We start from the raw sequence: 15,882 nt of genomic DNA on the forward strand, positions 1-15,882 counted from the left end.
TTCTGGGGGGGGGGGGGGGCGGGGGGCGTGGGGGCCCGCCCAACCCCGGCCCCCCGGGGGGGCCCCCCCGCCCCCCCCGGGGGGGGGGCCCCCCCCCCCCCCCCCCGACCCGCCGAGTCCGCGGGCACCACGTCGAACTGACAACTGACCCGCCACAGCGTCAGATCCCGGACACCGTTGCCCGGGCTCTGCGCCGCCGTGCGTCCGGCAGTCGCCTGGCCCGGGGCCCGGACAGCGGTCAGCGGTCAGCGGTCGGCGGTCGGCGGTCGGCGGTCAGCGGAACGGCAGTTCACCCGGCGCGGATGTCACAGTCCGTGGCGCCGGTGGCCCAGGACGCGTTCACACACCTGGCGCTCCATGTCCGCCGAGAAGGCATCGGTGACCTTTCCGGCGGCGACGGCGCGGCGGGTCTCCTCGGCGATCAGGTCGGCATTGATGGCGGACGCGGCGCGGAGCCCGGCGGCGGCGGAGCCGATGACCTGCTCGGTGATGTCGGCGAGGTTGCCGGCCACCCACACTCCGGGTACGGAGGTCCCGCCTGTGGCGTCGGCGGGGATACGGCTGCCGGCCACCGTGCCCGCGATCTCCTGCCCGACCGGTGTCAGGCCGAGACCCGCCAGGAAGTCGGCGCGTGCGGTGAACCTCGGTGCGACGGCCAGGGCCTGGCACGGGACGACAGTGCCGGCGGCCAGGCGCACACCGGTCAGCCGGTCGCCTTCCACTTCCAGTGCGGTGACCTTGCCGTCCACCACGGCGATGCCACGGGCGGCCAGTTGCTCGTACACCTCGTCGGCCGGTTCGGGGGCGGTGTGCAGGTAGAGGGTGATGTGGTCGCTCCACTGCCGCCACATCAGAGCCTGGCGGGCCGCGAGGGGGCCGGTCGCCAGAATGCCGATCGCCCGGTCGCGTACCTCCCATCCGTGGCAGTAGGGGCAGTGCAGAACGTCCTTGCCCCACCGCTCGGCCACACCGGGCACCTCGGGCAGTTCGTCGACCATCCCCGTCGCCACCAGCAGCCGCCTGCCGAGGACCGTACCGCCGTCGGCGAGACGGACGGCGAAGCCTGCCGTGTCCCGCTCGACGGCGACGACATGACCCGGCCTGACCTGTGCGCCGTACTCCCGTACCTCGTCCCGTCCGGCCGCCAGCAGTTCACCGGGCGGCGTGCCCTCCCGGCCGAGGTAGCCGTGGACCGCGTCCGCCGGGGCGTTGCGCGGCTCGCCGCCGTCGATGACGGCCACCGATCGCCTGGCCCGGGCCAGGGTGAGCGCCCCGCTCAATCCGGCGGCTCCCCCGCCGATCACCACCACGTCGAAACGCTGATCGCTCCCGGCCGGCGGGCCGCCCGTGTGCTGCGCTGACTGTTCGTTCATATACGCCACCTCCTGGTGAGCGAGACTGTGGGCGAGGCCCCGGGTTTGACAAAGAAGTTTGCTGAGACGGCAAATGGAGGCATGGGTGACGACGGCTTCGCATACGCACTGAACGCCTTCGGGCCGCGCCTGCGCGCGCTGCGACGGGCGCGCGGCACCACGCTGGCGCGGCTCAGCAAGGAGACGGGGATCTCCGTGAGCACCCTGTCCCGGCTGGAGTCCGGACGGCGCGAGCCGTCGCTCAAACATCTGCTGCCCCTGGCCAAGGCGCACTCGATGCCCCTGGACGAGCTGGTCGGTACCCGGACGGGCGACCCCCGCGTCCATCCGCGCCCCTTCACCAGGCACGGCAGGACGTGGATTCCGCTGACCCACCATCTCGGCGGCCTGCACGCCTACAAGCAGATCCTGCCCGCCCCCGCGACCCCGCTGACCACACGGCCCGAGCAGGGCACCCACGAGGGCTACGAGTGGCTCTACGTCCTGTCCGGCCGGCTGCTCCTCGCCCTGGGCGAGCACGACCTCGTCCTCACCGCAGGCGACGCCGCCGAGTTCGACACCCGCACACCCCACGGTGTCGCCAACGCGGGGGACCGCCCCGTCGAATGGCTCGCCTTGTTCGGGGCGCAGGGTGAGCGGATGAACATACGCGCCCGCGCCGACACCGTATGACCTCTCGGGTTGCCGGACAGGGGCCCGCGGTCGGCCATCCGCAGAGCGAGACGCAGCACCCGCCTACTCCGTTCCGGGCGTTGCCGAGGTGTCCCGTGCGGTGATGCGCCGGGCCAGTTCGGCGGCCGACGGCGCCCGCAGTGTGTCCACGATCCGCCCGTCGGCCATGATCAGGGACCGGTCGGCGCGGGACGCGGCGGCCGGGTCGTCGGTGATCATCACTACGGTCTGGCCGATGCGGTCCACCAGGTTCCGCAGCAGGGTGAGCACATCGCGTGCGGTGCTCAGGTCCAGCGCTCCGGTCGGCTCGTCGGCGAACACCACGGCGGGCCGGTTCACCAGCGCACGGGCGATGGCCGCCCGCTGCTGCTGGCCGCCGGACAGCTCGGCGGGGCGGTGGGCCAGCCGCTCGCTCAGCCCCACCTGTTCGATCAGGTACTCCACCCAACTGTGGTCCGGTGCCTGCCCGGCGAGCCGGAGCGGCAGGGTGATGTTGTCCATGAGGCTCAGCGACGGTACGAGGTTGTAGGACTGGAAGATGAGGCCGACGTGCTTCCTGCGCAGTTCCGTGCGCCGGGACTCGTTCATCGCGCCGATCTCGGTGCCTTCGATGAAGCACTGTCCGCCGGTCGGTGTGTCGAGTCCGGCGGCGCAGTGCATCAGTGTGCTCTTGCCCGACCCTGACGGGCCCATCACGGCGACGAAGGCGCCGCGTTCCACCGTCAGGGAGACATCGTTCAGTGCGCGGAGGCCAGTGAGGTAGATCTTGGTGACGCCGGTCAGTGTCACGGCGGGCGGTGTGACAGAGGACTGTGTCACGGCGGGCGGTGTGACGGCGGGCGGTGTGACGGAAGGCTGTGTGACGGCGGGCGGTGTGACGGCGGGCGGTGTGACGGAAGGCTGTGTCACGCCTGGCCGCTCCCCCGCCGGCGCGCGGCCGGGCCCGGTGCTCATCGCGGCCGGTTGCGGTAGTGGTGAGTGATCAGTGTGACCATGCTGATGAGGGCGACAAGACCGAACGCGGGCGCGACGAGCACGGGCACACCGGCCGACGCGGCCACGAGATTACCGGCGAGGCCGATCACCAGCAGCAGCCACAGCACCGGGCGCAGCCGCCCGCCGGACGCCGCCTGCCCCCCGGCGGGGTACGGGCCGCGGCCGACGTCTGGGTCGTGGTTCGGGTACGACACGGTGCGGCTCCTCGTTGCGCGGGGTTGCGACACCCACGACGCTACGAATGACCACGGTCCGCCCGCGATCCAGTGAGCCGGACGAGCCGGGTACAGCAGGCTGTACCCGACGCCCGTACGCCCCGGGACTTCCCCGGCGATTCCGGGTGCTCTCGGACCGCTGATCCGACGCATGCGGCTCCGAGGCCCTATTGTCGCCTGCCGAGGGGGTGATCATGCCGACCGACCAACCGTCACCGCGGGGCCGGGACCGCGCGCGGTGGCTGTCCGGCCGCGCCCGTACCGCTCTGGACGCGCTGGAACATCTCGTCGGCGGCCTGGGCACCGCCGTACTGGCCGCGCTCGCGCTGATGACGCTGGTCGTCGTCACCGTGCTGTGCCTGGTCGGGGTGGGCTTCGTTCTGGTGCCCAGGGCCCTGCGTGTCCTGCGCGCGGTCGCCGACCGGGAGCGCGCCCGGCTGTCGCGATGGGGTCCCGAGATCATCGGCCCGGAGCGGGTGCCTCGCCGGCTGCGCGCCGCGGCGGGCGACCGGGCCGTCCGGCGGGAACTGGGCTGGCTGGCCGGCCATGCCACCCTGGGCCTGGCTCTGGGTCTGATCGGTCTGGTACTGCCGCTGAACGCGGTACGGGACGCCACCTTCCCGCTGTGGTGGCCGCTGATGCCGCCGGAGGAGGCGTCGGCGCAGCTGCCGTTCTGGCATGTGACCGATCTGCGGGATGCGCTGGCGGTGAGCGCGCTGGGCCTGGTGTGGCTCACCCTCGCCGTGGTTCTGGGGCCGGGGATGGCGCGGCTGCAGGCGTGGCCGGGGCGCAGGCTGCTGGCCCCCGACCCCGGGACCGACCTCGCGCTGCGCGTCGCCCAGCTCACCGCGACCCGGGCGGCGGCGCTGGACGCGCACGCCGCCGAGCTGCGGCGGCTGGAACGGTCCCTGCACGACGGGACGCAGAACCGCATCGTCGCCGTCGCCGTGCTGCTCGGCGCGGCACGGCGCGCGCTGGCCCGCGACCCCGCCCGCGCCGACGAGATCCTCGACCGGGCGCAGGACGCGGCCGAGCAGTCGCTCGCCGAACTGCGGGCGGTGATCCGCACCATCCTGCCGCCGGTCCTGACCGAACACAGCCTCGCCGACGCCCTCACCGGGCTCGCGGCCTCCTGCCCGGTACCGTGCCGGATCGACGCCGACCTGCCGAGCCGCTGCGCCGCGTCCGTCGAGGCGACCGCCTACTTCGTGGTCGCCGAGGCGCTCACCAATATCGCCAGGCACAGCGGGGCCCGGCACGCCACGATCCGGCTCCGCCAGGAGGACAGGCGGTTGCTGATCGAGATCACCGACGACGGACACGGCGGCGCGGACGAGCGGGGCGGGACCGGGCTCACCGGAATCCGGCGCCGCGCCGAAGCACACGACGGAACACTGGAGCTGGCCAGCCCGCCGGGCGGCCCCACGACCCTGAAAGCGGCCCTGCCATGCGGATTGTGATCGCCGAGGACGAGCCGCTGCTGCGCGAAGGGCTCGTGCTGCTGCTGCGGGCGGAGTCCCTCGACGTCGTCGCCGCCACCGCCACGCCCGACGCCTTCCTGGCGGCCGTGGACGAGCACGGGCCCGATGTCGCCATCGTGGACGTCCGGATGCCGCCGACCCATACCGTCGAGGGCATCACCGCCGCCGTGGAGGCCCGGCGCCGCCACCCCGGCCTGGCCGTCCTGGTCCTGTCCGCCTATGTCGAGCAGGCGTTCGCCACCGACCTGCTCGTCGACGGCGGGGGCGGGCTCGGCTATCTGCTCAAGGAACGGGTGGGCCGGGTCGAGGAGTTCCTTGAGGCCCTGCACCGGGTGGCCGGTGGGGGGACCGCGATCGACCCGGACGTGGTGGCCCAGCTCATGGTGCGGTCCCGGCCGGACCTCCGGCTGGAACGTCTGAGCCCCCGGGAGCGCGAGGTGCTCGCCCTGATGGCCGAGGGGCTCGGCAACACCGCCATCGCCGAACGGCTCTTCGTCACCGACGGCGCGGTCCACAAGCACATCCGCAACATCTTCGCCAAGCTCGACCTGCCACCCGCCGGGCCCACCGACCGGCGCGTGGCCGCCGTACTGCACTACCTGGACGACGCCCACCGCCGCTCCTGACGGCGCCGGGCGGACCACCCGGCGGGGGGGTCCGGCGGCGGCCCGCGCGGAACGTGGTCCGCCCGTACGACGGGGTGACCGGCACCACCCTGGACGGCCGGGTGACCGGCGGCACGCGTACGGCGGGGGACCGACACCGCTTACGGCCCGGGTGGCCCGCCCCGTGCGGAGCCGGCCACCCGGGGTCACCGATGAGCGGCGGCTCAGGACCGGCCGCAGACGGCGGTGTCCGTCAGATCCAGTACATGCTGGTGGACTTTCAGCATCTCCGACTCGGTCTTCGCCACCGCACCGGGCAGCGCGGTCACGGCGACGGTGACCGCCCGGCCGTCGTCGGTGACCCCGCCCCGGGTCTCGTAGCCGTTGATGTCACCGCCGTGCCCCCACAGCTCTCCACCGCAGGACAGCGGGGACGTCGACACCCCGAGACCGTAACGGGAGTTGGGCAGCGAACCCTGCGTCGGCACGGTCCTGCGCAGCTCCTTCAGCTCGGCGGGGCGCAGCAGCTCGCCGCCGATGAGGGCGCCGAAGAACCGGTTGAGGTCGCGGGGCGACGAGATGAGCTGCCCGGCGGCCCCGCCCCACGACGGGTCGAGCCGGGTGATGTCGCGCAGCTTCCCGCCCGGCTCGGGTGAGTCGTATCCCCTGGGGTGTGCTCCCTTGATGCCTCGGTCCCCGGCGACCGGCCAGTAGGTGTCCCGCAGGCCCAGCGGGCGGATGATCCGCCGGGTGATCTCCTCGCCCACCGGACGGCCGGTGACCTTCTGGACGAGCAGGCCCGCCAGGATGTAGTTGGTGTTGCTGTACTGCCACTTCTCGCCGGGCGCGAAGTCCGCCTTGTGCGCGAAAGCGATGGCGAGCAGGTCGTGCGGCTCCTGGTAGATGTCGCGGATCTTGAAGGCGTTCTGCTCCATGTACCGGGTGTACTCGGGCAGACCGCTGGTGTGCTGGAGGAGCTGTCGTACGGTGATGTCGTGGCCGTCGAAGCCCTTGCCCCGGACCAGGCCCGGCAGATAGGTCTCGACCGGCTCGTCGAGCTTCACCCTTCCCTCGCCGACCAGTTGCAGGACGACCGCGGCGACGAACGACTTGGTGTTGCTCGCGGCGCGCACCCGCCCGTTCACCGGCACCTTCTCCCGCGTCCTGAGGTCGCCGACTCCGGCGGTGTAGTCGCGGGTGCGCCCGTCGCGGCCCTTGACCGCGGCCAGCACCCCCGGGAATCCGTCCTCGCGTACGAGGCTCTCCGCGCCCTTCCGCACGGCGTCCCGGGGCATGTCCGGGTGCCCCTGCACGGCGGCCGGGCCGGACCCGTCACCGTCCGGCGTTCCGGCATGGGCGAGCGCACTGCCCGCGAGTACGGCACCCAGCGCCGCCACGGCGGCGCCGATCAGCAGCGGGCGGCGGCGCTTCGACGGCGACGGGCCGGTGACGGCGTCCTGGCTGGAGGGGGAGGGACGATCGGACACGCTGACTCCTCGGTGTCCACCTGGCTCGGTGGATCGGGCTGCTCTGGGAACTCCTTGAGCATGGCGGGCCCCGGTCCCGTGATCCATCCAGCCAGCCCGAGGGTGTGCGGTACAGCCAGCACTACCGGTGCGGCGGACCGGCGCCGGGGGAAGCCGCCCGGCGGGAGGCACGGACGAGTTCCCCGTACAGCACGGCGACCGCCGAGCACACCGGCGGCATGACGGTCAGCGGCAGCAGCAGGAGAGCCACCGCCGTCGGTGTGATCAGGACCAGTACCCCGGTGATGAACACGTTGTCACCGCTGATCTCCAGCATCGCCAGCCCCGCCGGACGCGCCACGGGGGCGGCCGCGTACCGGAGCAGGAGGAACACCAGTACCGAGGTGACCGCGAGCAGCAGACAGACTCCGGCCGTCCTCCCGAGCGAGCCCCGGGTCAGCGCCCATGAGCGCCGCAGCGCGTCACGCGGCGACAGGTTCTCGTTCACCAGCGCGGCGGTGGCCACGGAGAGGCGGAAGTACACGAGCAGCCCCGCCGCCCCGGCGACGATCGGCAGCCCCAGGGCCACCAGCACGAGCGGCCCCTCGGGCGAACTGAAAACGCCGTACTCGGTACCCGGCAGCTTGCCCACGTCCACGGCGACCCACACGAACGCCCCGAGCAGCACCGGAGCGCCGGCACACACCGCGGTCAGCAGCTGCACCCGGAAGGCGGCACCGGTGAGCGCCAGCGTGCGCCGCCACAGCCCGCCGGGCCGCCGGTTTCCGGGTTCGGCCCGGGCACGGGGAACGGCGACGGCGTGCGCGGTGTGCAGCAGCGCGAGGACCAGTGCGGCGAGCACCAGCAGCAGGACCACCACGACGGCACCGGCCTCCAACAGCCCCACCATCTGGGACGAGTAGCCCCCGTGGGGTTCCTCAAGGGCGATGGCCCTCTCGGCGTCCCGGCGGGTGTCCTCGAAGGCGTCCCACGCCAGGCGGAACCCCAACGCGAGGACTCCGAGGCCGAGAAGAGCCGTCACCGCGCTCACGGCCAGCGTGAAACCGTACAGCGCGCGGCGATCGCGCCCGAGCGCCCGCGACGCGTCGCGGAAGATCCCGGGCACGGTGCGGGGCGGCCGGTCCGCACCGCCGGTATCGTCCCGGCCCCCGGCCGGGACGCGTACCCCGCCCGGTGCCGCCGTGTCGCCGCGCCCGCGTATCTCCGGCTGTGGTGCTTCTCCTGAGCCGTCCGTCATGGTGCGATCATGCCGGAACGGACGGGCGGCCCGCCGTCGCCGAGAACGGTGTCCACCGGCGGGCAGTTCCGTGTCCCGGCATCCGCCGAGCGGAGTGTCACCACGATTCCGGCCGCCGACCGGGAGGTACGCGCCCGCGGCGGCCCGTCTCCGCGTCGCGCACGGGCGTCGCGCACGACCGGCTCGCGTGGGGCGCCGGCTGCCGGCTCGCCACGAACCCTGCCCGAACGGGCAGATCATGCCGGCCTCGGGCTCCTCGCATACCCCGCCCCATCGGGCAGCTCGACCGGACCGTTGACCGGCACACGGCGTCCGGCCACCGAACGAGCAGAGGTCCCGCGCGAGGCCCGTGCGCCGGATGCCGGGTGCTTACCGACCAGGGTGAACCGGCACCTCGGTGGCGTACTCGCCCCGTTGTCCCCGGCCGGGGGCATCCGCCGGGTGCGACACCCTCGCCGTACGCGATCGCGCGGGAAGCGGGCGGACGTGGCCCTGTTCCGGCCGGGTAATTCGCTCGCTTCCGCCGGGTGCTTCACGTTGGATCGACGGCGCCGTCAATGTCGGAGAAGGGAAAGAGCCGGGTGGCGAGCCAGTACGCACACACCGGCCGTCTGCTCTGGAGTCCCGCTATCTGGCCACCCGCGTCGCCGACCTCCGGTTCGTCCTGGACCGGCTCCTGGCCCCGGACTCCGGATGGCGCGGGCCGCTGGACACCGCCCGGATCGGGGTCGCCGGGCATTCCTGGGCGGCGCGGCGGCGGCGGAACTGGCGCGGTTCGACTCCGGCCCGACCGCCGTCGCCGTGCTCGACGGCAGCCTCTTCGGCCAGGTGCTCTCCACCGGCCTGGCTCTGCCGGTACTGCTGTGCGGTCTGACGCCGCCCGACCCCGCTGATCCCGGCGTACTGGCCGGCTGGGATCGGCTGTGGCCGCGGCTGCGCGGACCACGCCGCCACATCGCGGTGGACGGGGCCGGACATATGTCGGCCACCGACTTCGACACGCCGGCCGGGCCACTGGGGTTGCGCGACACGGACGACCCCGACGGCGTGTTCAACTTCGGCACCCTGCCGCCGGGCCGCGGCATCACGCTGGTACGCGAGGTGCTCGCCACGTTCTTCGCGGAGCAGCTGCTGGGCCGCGACACGCAACCGTCACCGGGCGCGTTCCCCGAACTGTCCTGTGCCACCACCCCGCACAAGGGGCGCTGACCCGCGCCTCAGAACTGCCCGCTCCGGAGACCTCGGAGACCCCCCGGGGCTCCCGCGACGTCACCGCCGCCCCGCGGTGAGCGCCTTGTCGATAACCCGCAGGGTCGGCTTGTACGTCACCGCGGCGGCCAGCCGGTCGAGTTCGGCTTCGGCCGTGTCGTCCCCGATCCGGGCCAGCGCGTGCACAGCGGCACTGGCGAGCTTGGGTGACCGCAGGCCGATGCCCGGGAGCCGGATCAGCGCGGCTTCCACCAGCGTGCCCAGGACCGCGGTGGCCGCCGGATCGGGCGGGGCGAGGGCCAGCAGCGAGGCCAGGCCCCGCAGCGCACGGGCGTTGAAGGGGTCGAGTTCGAGCCAGCCGACTCCCTTGCCGTGGTAGGAGGTCACGGGCCAGGTGCGCCGCTCGCCCGCCAGAGCGAGCCAGGACGCGATCGTGTCCCGGGCCCGCGCGGCGCCGACGGTGTCGAGCAGACTCTGCCCGGCGCGCTCCCAGGTGCGGGTGGGCCGGGACCCCGTACTGGTCAGCGCGTGGGCGATCAGCGGCCGCCATGGCTCACCGCAGCGTTCCACGTCGGTGTTGGCCAGCTCCGCCCAGGGCTCGCCGGGGTTCAGCGCGGGTTCCCGGATCGCCGCCGCGAGGGTCACGAGATCGCCGGGTTCCAGCGCGATCAGCGCGGTCCGGCGCACCGCCGCCACCAGGGAGCCGGGCAGCGCACGCCCCGCCGCCTGCTCCACCTCCACCAGACACGTCAGCCGCCACCCCTCCCACAGGGCCATGTTCCCCGACGCCAGGGCGAGCAGGGGGTCGCGCCAGTCGGTCAACCGCTCGGCGGACAGCCCCCGCGCGAGGAAGGTGATCAATGAGGCGTCACGACGGCAGCGCTGCGGCGCGTGAACCGCCTGCTCTTCCAGCCCCTCCGTCAGACGCAGCAGGAGCGGGACCCGGATGTCGTCCGGTATGTCGTCCCTCAACCGGTTCCAGCGCTCCTCGTCCACGCCTCCTTCCCCGGCGTCGCCCCACAGGAAGTGCAGTTCGGTAGCGAGACCGGCCACGGAGCCCGCGTCCACGAGCTTGCGGATCCCGGCCGCCCGGCCGTCCCAGTCGCCGTCCATCAACACCAAGGTCTCCTCGTCGCCACGAGCACCACAGGACTGACGACGGTAGCGGGGACCACTGACATCGACAGTGGGAGGTGCTGCCGGGCCCGGTCCCTGGTCGTCTCGCTGTTCGCCGGAGCCCTCTTCCTCGGCAGCGCGGTCGGTACGGTATCGGTCGGCGCACTCGCCGAGGCGGGCCGGTACGCCGCGATCCACTGCGGGGCGGCCGTCCTGTGCGTCGCCCTCGGCGGCTGGGCGTCCTGGGGCCGCGCCGGCTGGCTGCGGCCCGCGGGGGAACCGGGCGGATGACCGTTCGCCATCGGGCCCGCCCGGCGGTGGCCGGCCGTTGTGCGGGCGAACGGCCCGTGGTGCCGGTCGCACGGGGGGCCGGTCGCACGGGGGGCCGGTCGCGCGGGAGTGCCGGTCGCGCGGGGGTGCCGGTCGCGCGGGGGTGCCGGACACTCCCGTACAGCCGTACAGCCGGACACTCCCTTACCGAGGGACGCGGCCGAGCTGATTGACTTGCCGCACGGACCGGCGTCACAGGCGAGGAGTCGAGTATGGGCGCGCAGGACGCGCAGGACACGGCCAGGAGGCTGCGGGCGATCAGCCACGAGGTGTCGGACCGGTTCTACGAGCGGGCCGACGTCGTGCGGACGCTGATGGTGGCACTGCTGGCCGGGCAGCACTCGTTGGTGCTCGGCCCGCCCGGAACGGCCAAGTCCGAGATGGCCCGGGAGATCACGGGCCGGTTCGAGGGTGCGGCGTACTGGGAGATCCTGCTGTCGAAGTTCACCGCGCCGACAAGGATGTTCGGTCCCATCGATGTCGCCGCGCTGGCCCGGGGTGAGTACCGCCAGGTCTACGACGGCCGCGCCACGACCGCGCACGTCGCGTTCATCGACGAGATCTTCAAGTGCTCCACGGCGGCGCTGAACGAGACACTGGGCTACCTCAACGAGCGGATCTATCACCCCGAGAGCGGCGGCGAGCCGATCCGCTGCCCGCTGATCGGCGCCATCACGGCGAGCAACGAACTGCCCGGCGGAGAGGATTCGGCCGCGATCTACGACCGGCTGCTGGTGCGCATCGAGGTCGGCTATCTGGTCGACCCCTCGAACTTCGCCGCGCTGGTCCGCTCCGCCGTCAGCCGCCCGGAAGCGCTGACACGGACCACGGTCGAACTGGCCGCGCTGCAACACGCGGTGGCCGAAGCCGTCCCGGGCGTGGACGTCCCCGACACGATCGTGGACGCGGTGTGCACCCTGAGGGCCGCCCTGCGCCGTAAGGAACTCATCGCATCCGACCGGCGCTGGCGGCAGGCGGTGGGGCTGCTCCAGGCGTCCGCGTTCCTGGACGGCCGCCCGGCGGTCGCCGAGACCGATCTGTCGGTGCTCACACATGTGCTGTGGGACTCCCCCGCCGAGCGCCCGACGGTGGAGCGCGAGGTGCTGCACCTGGTCAATCCCGACGCCAAGGAGACGCTCGACCTCGCCGAGACCATCGACGAGCTGGAGGCCGGACTCGACGCCATGGCCGGGCAGTCCCGCGAGGCGCTGAGCGAGTGGGTCATCAAGGAGGCCCACAACAAGCTCGCCAGGGCGGGGAAGCGGCTGGAGAAGCTGCGCGAGCAGGCGGCGGGCGCCGACCGCTCGACCGCCGCCATCGACCGGGTCATCGGCCGCCAGCGCGCCGTCCACGCCCGCGTTCTCACCGAGGCGCTCGGCCTGGACGCGAGCATGGTACAGGCCCAGCTCTGAACACCATGGGCACAACACCGAGCAGGCTCGACGAGTTGGCGAGCCGGGCCGGGAAGTGGCTGAGCCTCTCCGCCACCGCTCCCGAGCGGCACACCGCGACCGTGATCGCGAACCGGTTCGACCGGATCGCCTGGCGTGACACCTACGGGCAGTCGGCCGGACTGCGCGAGCTGGCCGAGGAGCTGCGCGCGCGCCACGACCACACCGACGACCTCCTGACCGACGCCTTCCTGGCCGCCTACCAGGCGAGCCCGCGGCTGCGCGAGCGCGCGGAGATGGACCCCTCCCGGCTGGTCAACCACCAGGTCATCACCGCGCTGGTGGACTCGCCGGAATTCGCCGCACTGCGCCGGGAGACCGCCGACGACCCCTACGCCGCCGCCATGGCCGTGCTCGCCCAGGCCGCCGCGGTGCGCCGGCTGCTGGAGCGCTCCCGGGGCACCCAGGAACGCGCCGAGCAGGCGAAGCGGACCCAGCAGGACGCCGAAGGCGCGGCGACCGCCGTGGCCGAGGCACTCCAGCAGGCCGCCGAAGCGGCCGACGAGGACGGCACCGTACCGGCCCGGGCCGCCGACGCCGTACAGCGGGCGATCGAGAACGCCGAGGCCGCCGAGGCCACGGCGGGGCAGGCCGCCCAGGCCGCCGCGGAGGCCCTCTCGGCGGCGGCCCCCGGTATCCGTGACTCGGCGCGGAGCGCGGCGGCGAAGGCCGCCGGGGCCGTACGGGAGGAGGCCGCGCTGATGCGGGCCTGGGGCGTCGGGCCCGGCGAACTGGAGCGGATGCCGTTCGACCAGCGCGCCCGGCTCGCCGAACGGCTGCGCACCGGCCGTCTCGCGGAGTGGGCCGAACTGATCGGCCGGTTCCGGCAGATGGCCAGTGGTGAGCGCGCCCGCAAGGTGGAGAACACCGCCGGAGACCTGGTCGGCGTCACGCTCGGCAACGACCTCTCGCGCGTCATCCCCTCCGAGCTGGCCAACCTCGGCCTGCCCGAGCTGCGTGCGGTGTTCGCCGCGCGCTACGCCGCCGGGGAGCTGATGCTCTACGACAGCGAGGGCGAGCAGACCACCGGCCGGGGAGCCATCGTCGCGTGCGTGGACACCTCGCACTCCATGTACGCGGCGGGGCCCGGCGGAGTCACCCGCGAGGCGTGGGCCAAGGCATGCGCCCTGGCGCTGCTGGATCAGGCCCGCCGCGCCGGACGTGACTTCGTCGGCATCCTCTTCTCCTCCGCCGACAAGGTCCAGGTCTTCCGCTTCCCGGCCGACCGGCCCGCCGGCATCGCCCGTACCCTCGACTTCGCGGAGACTTTCCTCGGCGGCGGCACCAGTTACCAGACCCCCCTGACGGCGGCGGCCGAACTGCTGGAGGAGGAACTCAACGACACGGCCCGCGCGCGCGGCGACATCGTGATGATCACCGACGACGAATGCGGCGTCACCGAGGAGTGGATGCGCGGCTGGAACGACGCCAAGCACCTGCTGGGCTTCCGTGTCTTCGGTGTGGCCATCGGCGTCCCGAGTGCCGCCGAAGCCGGCTCGGCCCTGGACGCCCTGTGCGACAACCTCCGCCATATCGAGGACCTCACCGACGTCCACGCCGCCGCCGATCTCTTCCGCGTGATCTAGGCCGGTTCAGACCACTCGCCTTCCTCGCCCGCGGTCGGGCAGGGCCAGTGGCCCAGGGGCCGCCGGCCGCTGTCACCCGGGGTCTGGGGGCCGGGGCGCCTCAGCGCTCACCGACGACCGGAGCGCGGGCCGCCACTCGCTCACGTCGCGGCCACGTCGGTGTGCACCAGGTGGTGGTCCGAGTACGCGGTGGGCTGCACACCGTGCCTGAGCGGGACGATGCCTCGCAGAAAGACGTAGTCGAACTTGCTCTGCCAGTCGGTCGTCGGCTTGCAGATGCCGGTGGGCGAGGGTCCGCACTGGGCGTCCGTATCAGCGGCCAGTGCCCAGATCCCCCTGAGTTCGGGGGCGTCCGGCACGGCGTTGAAGTCGCCGAGAACGATCGCGCGCTCGTGCCGGGCGACGGCTGCGGCCAGCACTCCGGCCTGGTCCGCCCGGACCGCCTCCTGCTGTCGTTGGGCGAGATGTGTGTTGAAGACCCGGACCGACCGGCCGCCCACCGTGGTGGTGACCGCCATGTACCCACGGTCCTCGGACCCGCCGTCGGGGTACTCCACGTTCACGCGGTCCGTCATCGGCGCCGCCGAGAGCAGCGCCTGGCCGAACGCCCCCGGACTCCATGGCGCTCCCCCGCAGCGGCCCCGATCCCGGAGGACCGTCCCGTACTCGACGTGGTAGTCCAACCCGTACAGGCGCTCCAGATTGTCCCTGATCCTCTCGACATCACGCACGCACGCTTCTTGCAGGCCGAAGACCTGTGGCGCGTACCTGGCGATCTCCGCTGCCCGGTCGACGTTGCCTTCCTTGCAGGGGTTGCAGATGTTCCATGTCATGACCCGGTTCGGTACGACTTCCCTGACGCCTTCGACGGGCACCGACCTGGCGAGGGGGGCTCCGCTCGGTGCGCTGGGGCCGATCAGCACCAGGCACGCCACGGTCATGGCGCCCGCGAGCAACCCCATGCTCCTTCCGAGCACCTTCGCCTCCTCGATGTTGATTCACCTGGCATCTGACGTCTACACGCACGAGGTTATGGGACGGAGCTGTGAACACCACATACGGTGTGCCGCATACGTGTGCCGCATCTTGTCGCGGTCCGACGCCACGTCAGCGCTCGGTCGCTGCGACCGTTCGGCGTGAACGTCGCCGGGCAGCTCCGGCTGCCGGACAGAACGGACCTCCCCTGCCCCGACGCGTGAGGCCGCCCTCCCGGCCGCCCGGCACACGGCACCTCATACCGGACCAGTCGGCGCAGACCCGGCAGCAGCAGAGCGAGCGCGAGAGTGCCCGTCGCCCCGATGGCCGCGTGGACCACGAAGGCGTCACCGGGCGGCGCCCCGCCCTGGGTACGCCGGGTCACGAGCACCGGTCGCCGTTCTGCGCATCCCACCCCTCCTCGATGAATAGTGAATCCGATTCGCAATTATCGAGAGGGGCGCCCCGGACGGACCCCGATGGCCCGCGCCGGGGCTATACCCTGTGCCGGTGGACCCCGACACCCCCGGCTCACCCGGCCGCCGCCCCGGCCCCAAGCCCCGGCTGAGCCGCGAGCGGATCGTCGCGGCGGCCGTTGGACTCGGCATCGAACAGGTGTCGGTCAACGCGGTCGCGGCAGCGCTCGACGTGTCGCCCGCGAGTCTCTACCGCTATATCGCCGGCCTGGACGATCTGCTGCTCGCGGCCCTGGAGTCGATCCTCGCCACGGCGCCGCTGCCCAGGAGCGACAAGGGCTGGCGGGCCTATCTGGAGACGGAGGCCGCCACCTGCTTCGATCTGCTCACGCGCTACTCCGGCCTGCTGCCCGAGAGCGCGGCGGACCTCGAAAAGGCCGGTCTACGGCGTTTCGAGGAGTTGGTAGGGGACTTGGTCGCCCTGGGGTTCACGGTCGATGACGCGGTCCTCGCGCTCGACGCCGTACTCGACCTGGTGCACGACGGAGCCGCGCAGATCGTCCGGCTGCGCTCCCCCGGGCGGGAAACACCCGCCGCCCCCCGGTCCCCCGAGGTGCGCGCGGCCTTCCGGCGCATCGCCGACGCGCCCCAGGAGCATCTGTGGCGCAAACTCACGATCGTGCTCGACGGCCTCGCGGTGCGGCGGCAGGCCCGCACCACGGCGTCCGGCTGA

At 73.0% G+C, this 15,882-nt stretch carries 14 protein-coding genes; 7 read left to right on the forward strand and 7 right to left on the reverse strand.

Annotation, left to right across the window (positions count from 1 at the left end; genetic code table 11):
- Positions 1–305: 305 nt before the first annotated feature.
- Positions 306–1,373, reverse strand: a complete 1,068-nt coding sequence (locus tag ACWF94_RS00865; protein ID WP_453483379.1) for an NAD(P)/FAD-dependent oxidoreductase — start codon at positions 1,371–1,373, stop codon at positions 306–308.
- Positions 1,374–1,454: 81 nt separating this feature from the next.
- On the opposite strand from ACWF94_RS00865, the gene ACWF94_RS00870 reads away from it, so the two are divergent.
- Positions 1,455–2,045 carry a helix-turn-helix domain-containing protein gene (locus ACWF94_RS00870; protein ID WP_453483381.1) on the forward strand — a complete coding sequence of 197 codons (591 nt, stop codon included), beginning with the start codon at positions 1,455–1,457 and terminating at the stop codon, positions 2,043–2,045.
- Between the two features lie 63 nt (positions 2,046–2,108).
- On the opposite strand, the gene ACWF94_RS00875 is transcribed toward ACWF94_RS00870, so the two are convergent.
- Positions 2,109–2,864: an ABC transporter ATP-binding protein gene (locus ACWF94_RS00875; RefSeq protein WP_453483383.1), complete on the reverse strand. Its 756-nt coding sequence runs from the start codon at positions 2,862–2,864 to the stop codon at positions 2,109–2,111.
- Positions 2,865–2,995: 131 nt separating this feature from the next.
- Complete coding sequence (locus ACWF94_RS00880; protein ID WP_453483385.1) at positions 2,996–3,235, reverse strand: hypothetical protein; 240 nt, start codon at positions 3,233–3,235, stop codon at positions 2,996–2,998.
- Positions 3,236–3,450: 215 nt separating this feature from the next.
- Here ACWF94_RS00880 and ACWF94_RS00885 point away from each other — a divergent pair, with 215 nt between their 5' ends.
- Both ACWF94_RS00885 and ACWF94_RS00890 read left to right on the forward strand, forming a co-directional pair.
- The gene (locus tag ACWF94_RS00885; protein WP_453483387.1) at positions 3,451–4,716 is read left to right on the forward strand and encodes a sensor histidine kinase; all 1,266 of its coding nucleotides are present in this window, start codon (positions 3,451–3,453) and stop codon (positions 4,714–4,716) included.
- Positions 4,704–5,363 (forward strand): response regulator transcription factor, encoded by a 660-nt coding sequence (locus tag ACWF94_RS00890; RefSeq protein ID WP_453483389.1) that lies wholly within the window; start codon positions 4,704–4,706, stop codon positions 5,361–5,363. The genes ACWF94_RS00885 and ACWF94_RS00890 overlap by 13 nt, the downstream gene beginning before the upstream one ends.
- A gap of 203 nt (positions 5,364–5,566) precedes the next feature.
- On the opposite strand, the gene ACWF94_RS00895 is transcribed toward ACWF94_RS00890, so the two are convergent.
- The gene (locus ACWF94_RS00895; protein ID WP_453483390.1) at positions 5,567–6,829 is read right to left on the reverse strand and encodes a serine hydrolase domain-containing protein; all 1,263 of its coding nucleotides are present in this window, start codon (positions 6,827–6,829) and stop codon (positions 5,567–5,569) included.
- A 121-nt stretch (positions 6,830–6,950) separates the two neighbouring features.
- Positions 6,951–8,066 (reverse strand): hypothetical protein, encoded by a 1,116-nt coding sequence (locus ACWF94_RS00900; RefSeq protein ID WP_453483392.1) that lies wholly within the window; start codon positions 8,064–8,066, stop codon positions 6,951–6,953.
- Positions 8,067–8,759: 693 nt separating this feature from the next.
- On the opposite strand from ACWF94_RS00900, the gene ACWF94_RS00905 reads away from it, so the two are divergent.
- Entirely contained in the window at positions 8,760–9,275 is a 516-nt protein-coding gene (locus ACWF94_RS00905; RefSeq protein WP_453483394.1) for a hypothetical protein, read from the forward strand.
- A 60-nt stretch (positions 9,276–9,335) separates the two neighbouring features.
- On the opposite strand, the gene ACWF94_RS00910 is transcribed toward ACWF94_RS00905, so the two are convergent.
- Entirely contained in the window at positions 9,336–10,388 is a 1,053-nt protein-coding gene (locus ACWF94_RS00910; protein ID WP_453483396.1) for a hypothetical protein, read from the reverse strand.
- 545 nt (positions 10,389–10,933) lie between these two features.
- On the opposite strand from ACWF94_RS00910, the gene ACWF94_RS00915 reads away from it, so the two are divergent.
- Together ACWF94_RS00915 and ACWF94_RS00920 are read left to right on the forward strand one after the other, a co-directional pair.
- Entirely contained in the window at positions 10,934–12,133 is a 1,200-nt protein-coding gene (locus tag ACWF94_RS00915) for an AAA family ATPase (RefSeq protein ID WP_453483398.1), read from the forward strand.
- Positions 12,134–12,138: 5 nt separating this feature from the next.
- Positions 12,139–13,758, forward strand: coding sequence for a VWA domain-containing protein (locus ACWF94_RS00920; protein WP_453483400.1), 1,620 nt, complete (start codon positions 12,139–12,141; stop codon positions 13,756–13,758).
- A 140-nt stretch (positions 13,759–13,898) separates the two neighbouring features.
- Here the strand turns inward: ACWF94_RS00920 and ACWF94_RS00925 are convergent, their stop codons facing one another.
- Entirely contained in the window at positions 13,899–14,720 is an 822-nt protein-coding gene (locus ACWF94_RS00925; protein ID WP_453483436.1) for an endonuclease/exonuclease/phosphatase family protein, read from the reverse strand.
- 523 nt (positions 14,721–15,243) lie between these two features.
- Between ACWF94_RS00925 and ACWF94_RS00930 the strand changes: the two genes are divergently transcribed.
- Positions 15,244–15,882, forward strand: a complete 639-nt coding sequence (locus ACWF94_RS00930; RefSeq protein ID WP_453483401.1) for a TetR/AcrR family transcriptional regulator — start codon at positions 15,244–15,246, stop codon at positions 15,880–15,882.

Source organism: Streptomyces sp. NPDC055078 (assembly GCF_053607985.1).

Excerpts from the sequence above, each read along its gene's own strand:
- ACWF94_RS00870 (WP_453483381.1), top strand. The coding sequence starts at position 1,455 with ATGGGTGACGACGGCTTCGCATACGCACTGAACGCCTTCGGGCCGCGC.
- ACWF94_RS00915 (WP_453483398.1), top strand. The coding sequence starts at position 10,934 with ATGGGCGCGCAGGACGCGCAGGACACGGCCAGGAGGCTGCGGGCGATC.
- ACWF94_RS00925 (WP_453483436.1), bottom strand. The coding sequence starts at position 14,720 with ATGGGGTTGCTCGCGGGCGCCATGACCGTGGCGTGCCTGGTGCTGATC.
- ACWF94_RS00910 (WP_453483396.1), bottom strand. The coding sequence starts at position 10,388 with ATGGACGGCGACTGGGACGGCCGGGCGGCCGGGATCCGCAAGCTCGTG.
- ACWF94_RS00885 (WP_453483387.1), top strand. The coding sequence starts at position 3,451 with ATGCCGACCGACCAACCGTCACCGCGGGGCCGGGACCGCGCGCGGTGG.
- ACWF94_RS00865 (WP_453483379.1), bottom strand. The coding sequence starts at position 1,373 with ATGAACGAACAGTCAGCGCAGCACACGGGCGGCCCGCCGGCCGGGAGC.
- ACWF94_RS00920 (WP_453483400.1), top strand. The coding sequence starts at position 12,139 with ATGGGCACAACACCGAGCAGGCTCGACGAGTTGGCGAGCCGGGCCGGG.
- ACWF94_RS00900 (WP_453483392.1), bottom strand. The coding sequence starts at position 8,066 with ATGACGGACGGCTCAGGAGAAGCACCACAGCCGGAGATACGCGGGCGC.
- ACWF94_RS00905 (WP_453483394.1), top strand. The coding sequence starts at position 8,760 with ATGGCGCGGGCCGCTGGACACCGCCCGGATCGGGGTCGCCGGGCATTC.
- ACWF94_RS00890 (WP_453483389.1), top strand. The coding sequence starts at position 4,704 with ATGCGGATTGTGATCGCCGAGGACGAGCCGCTGCTGCGCGAAGGGCTC.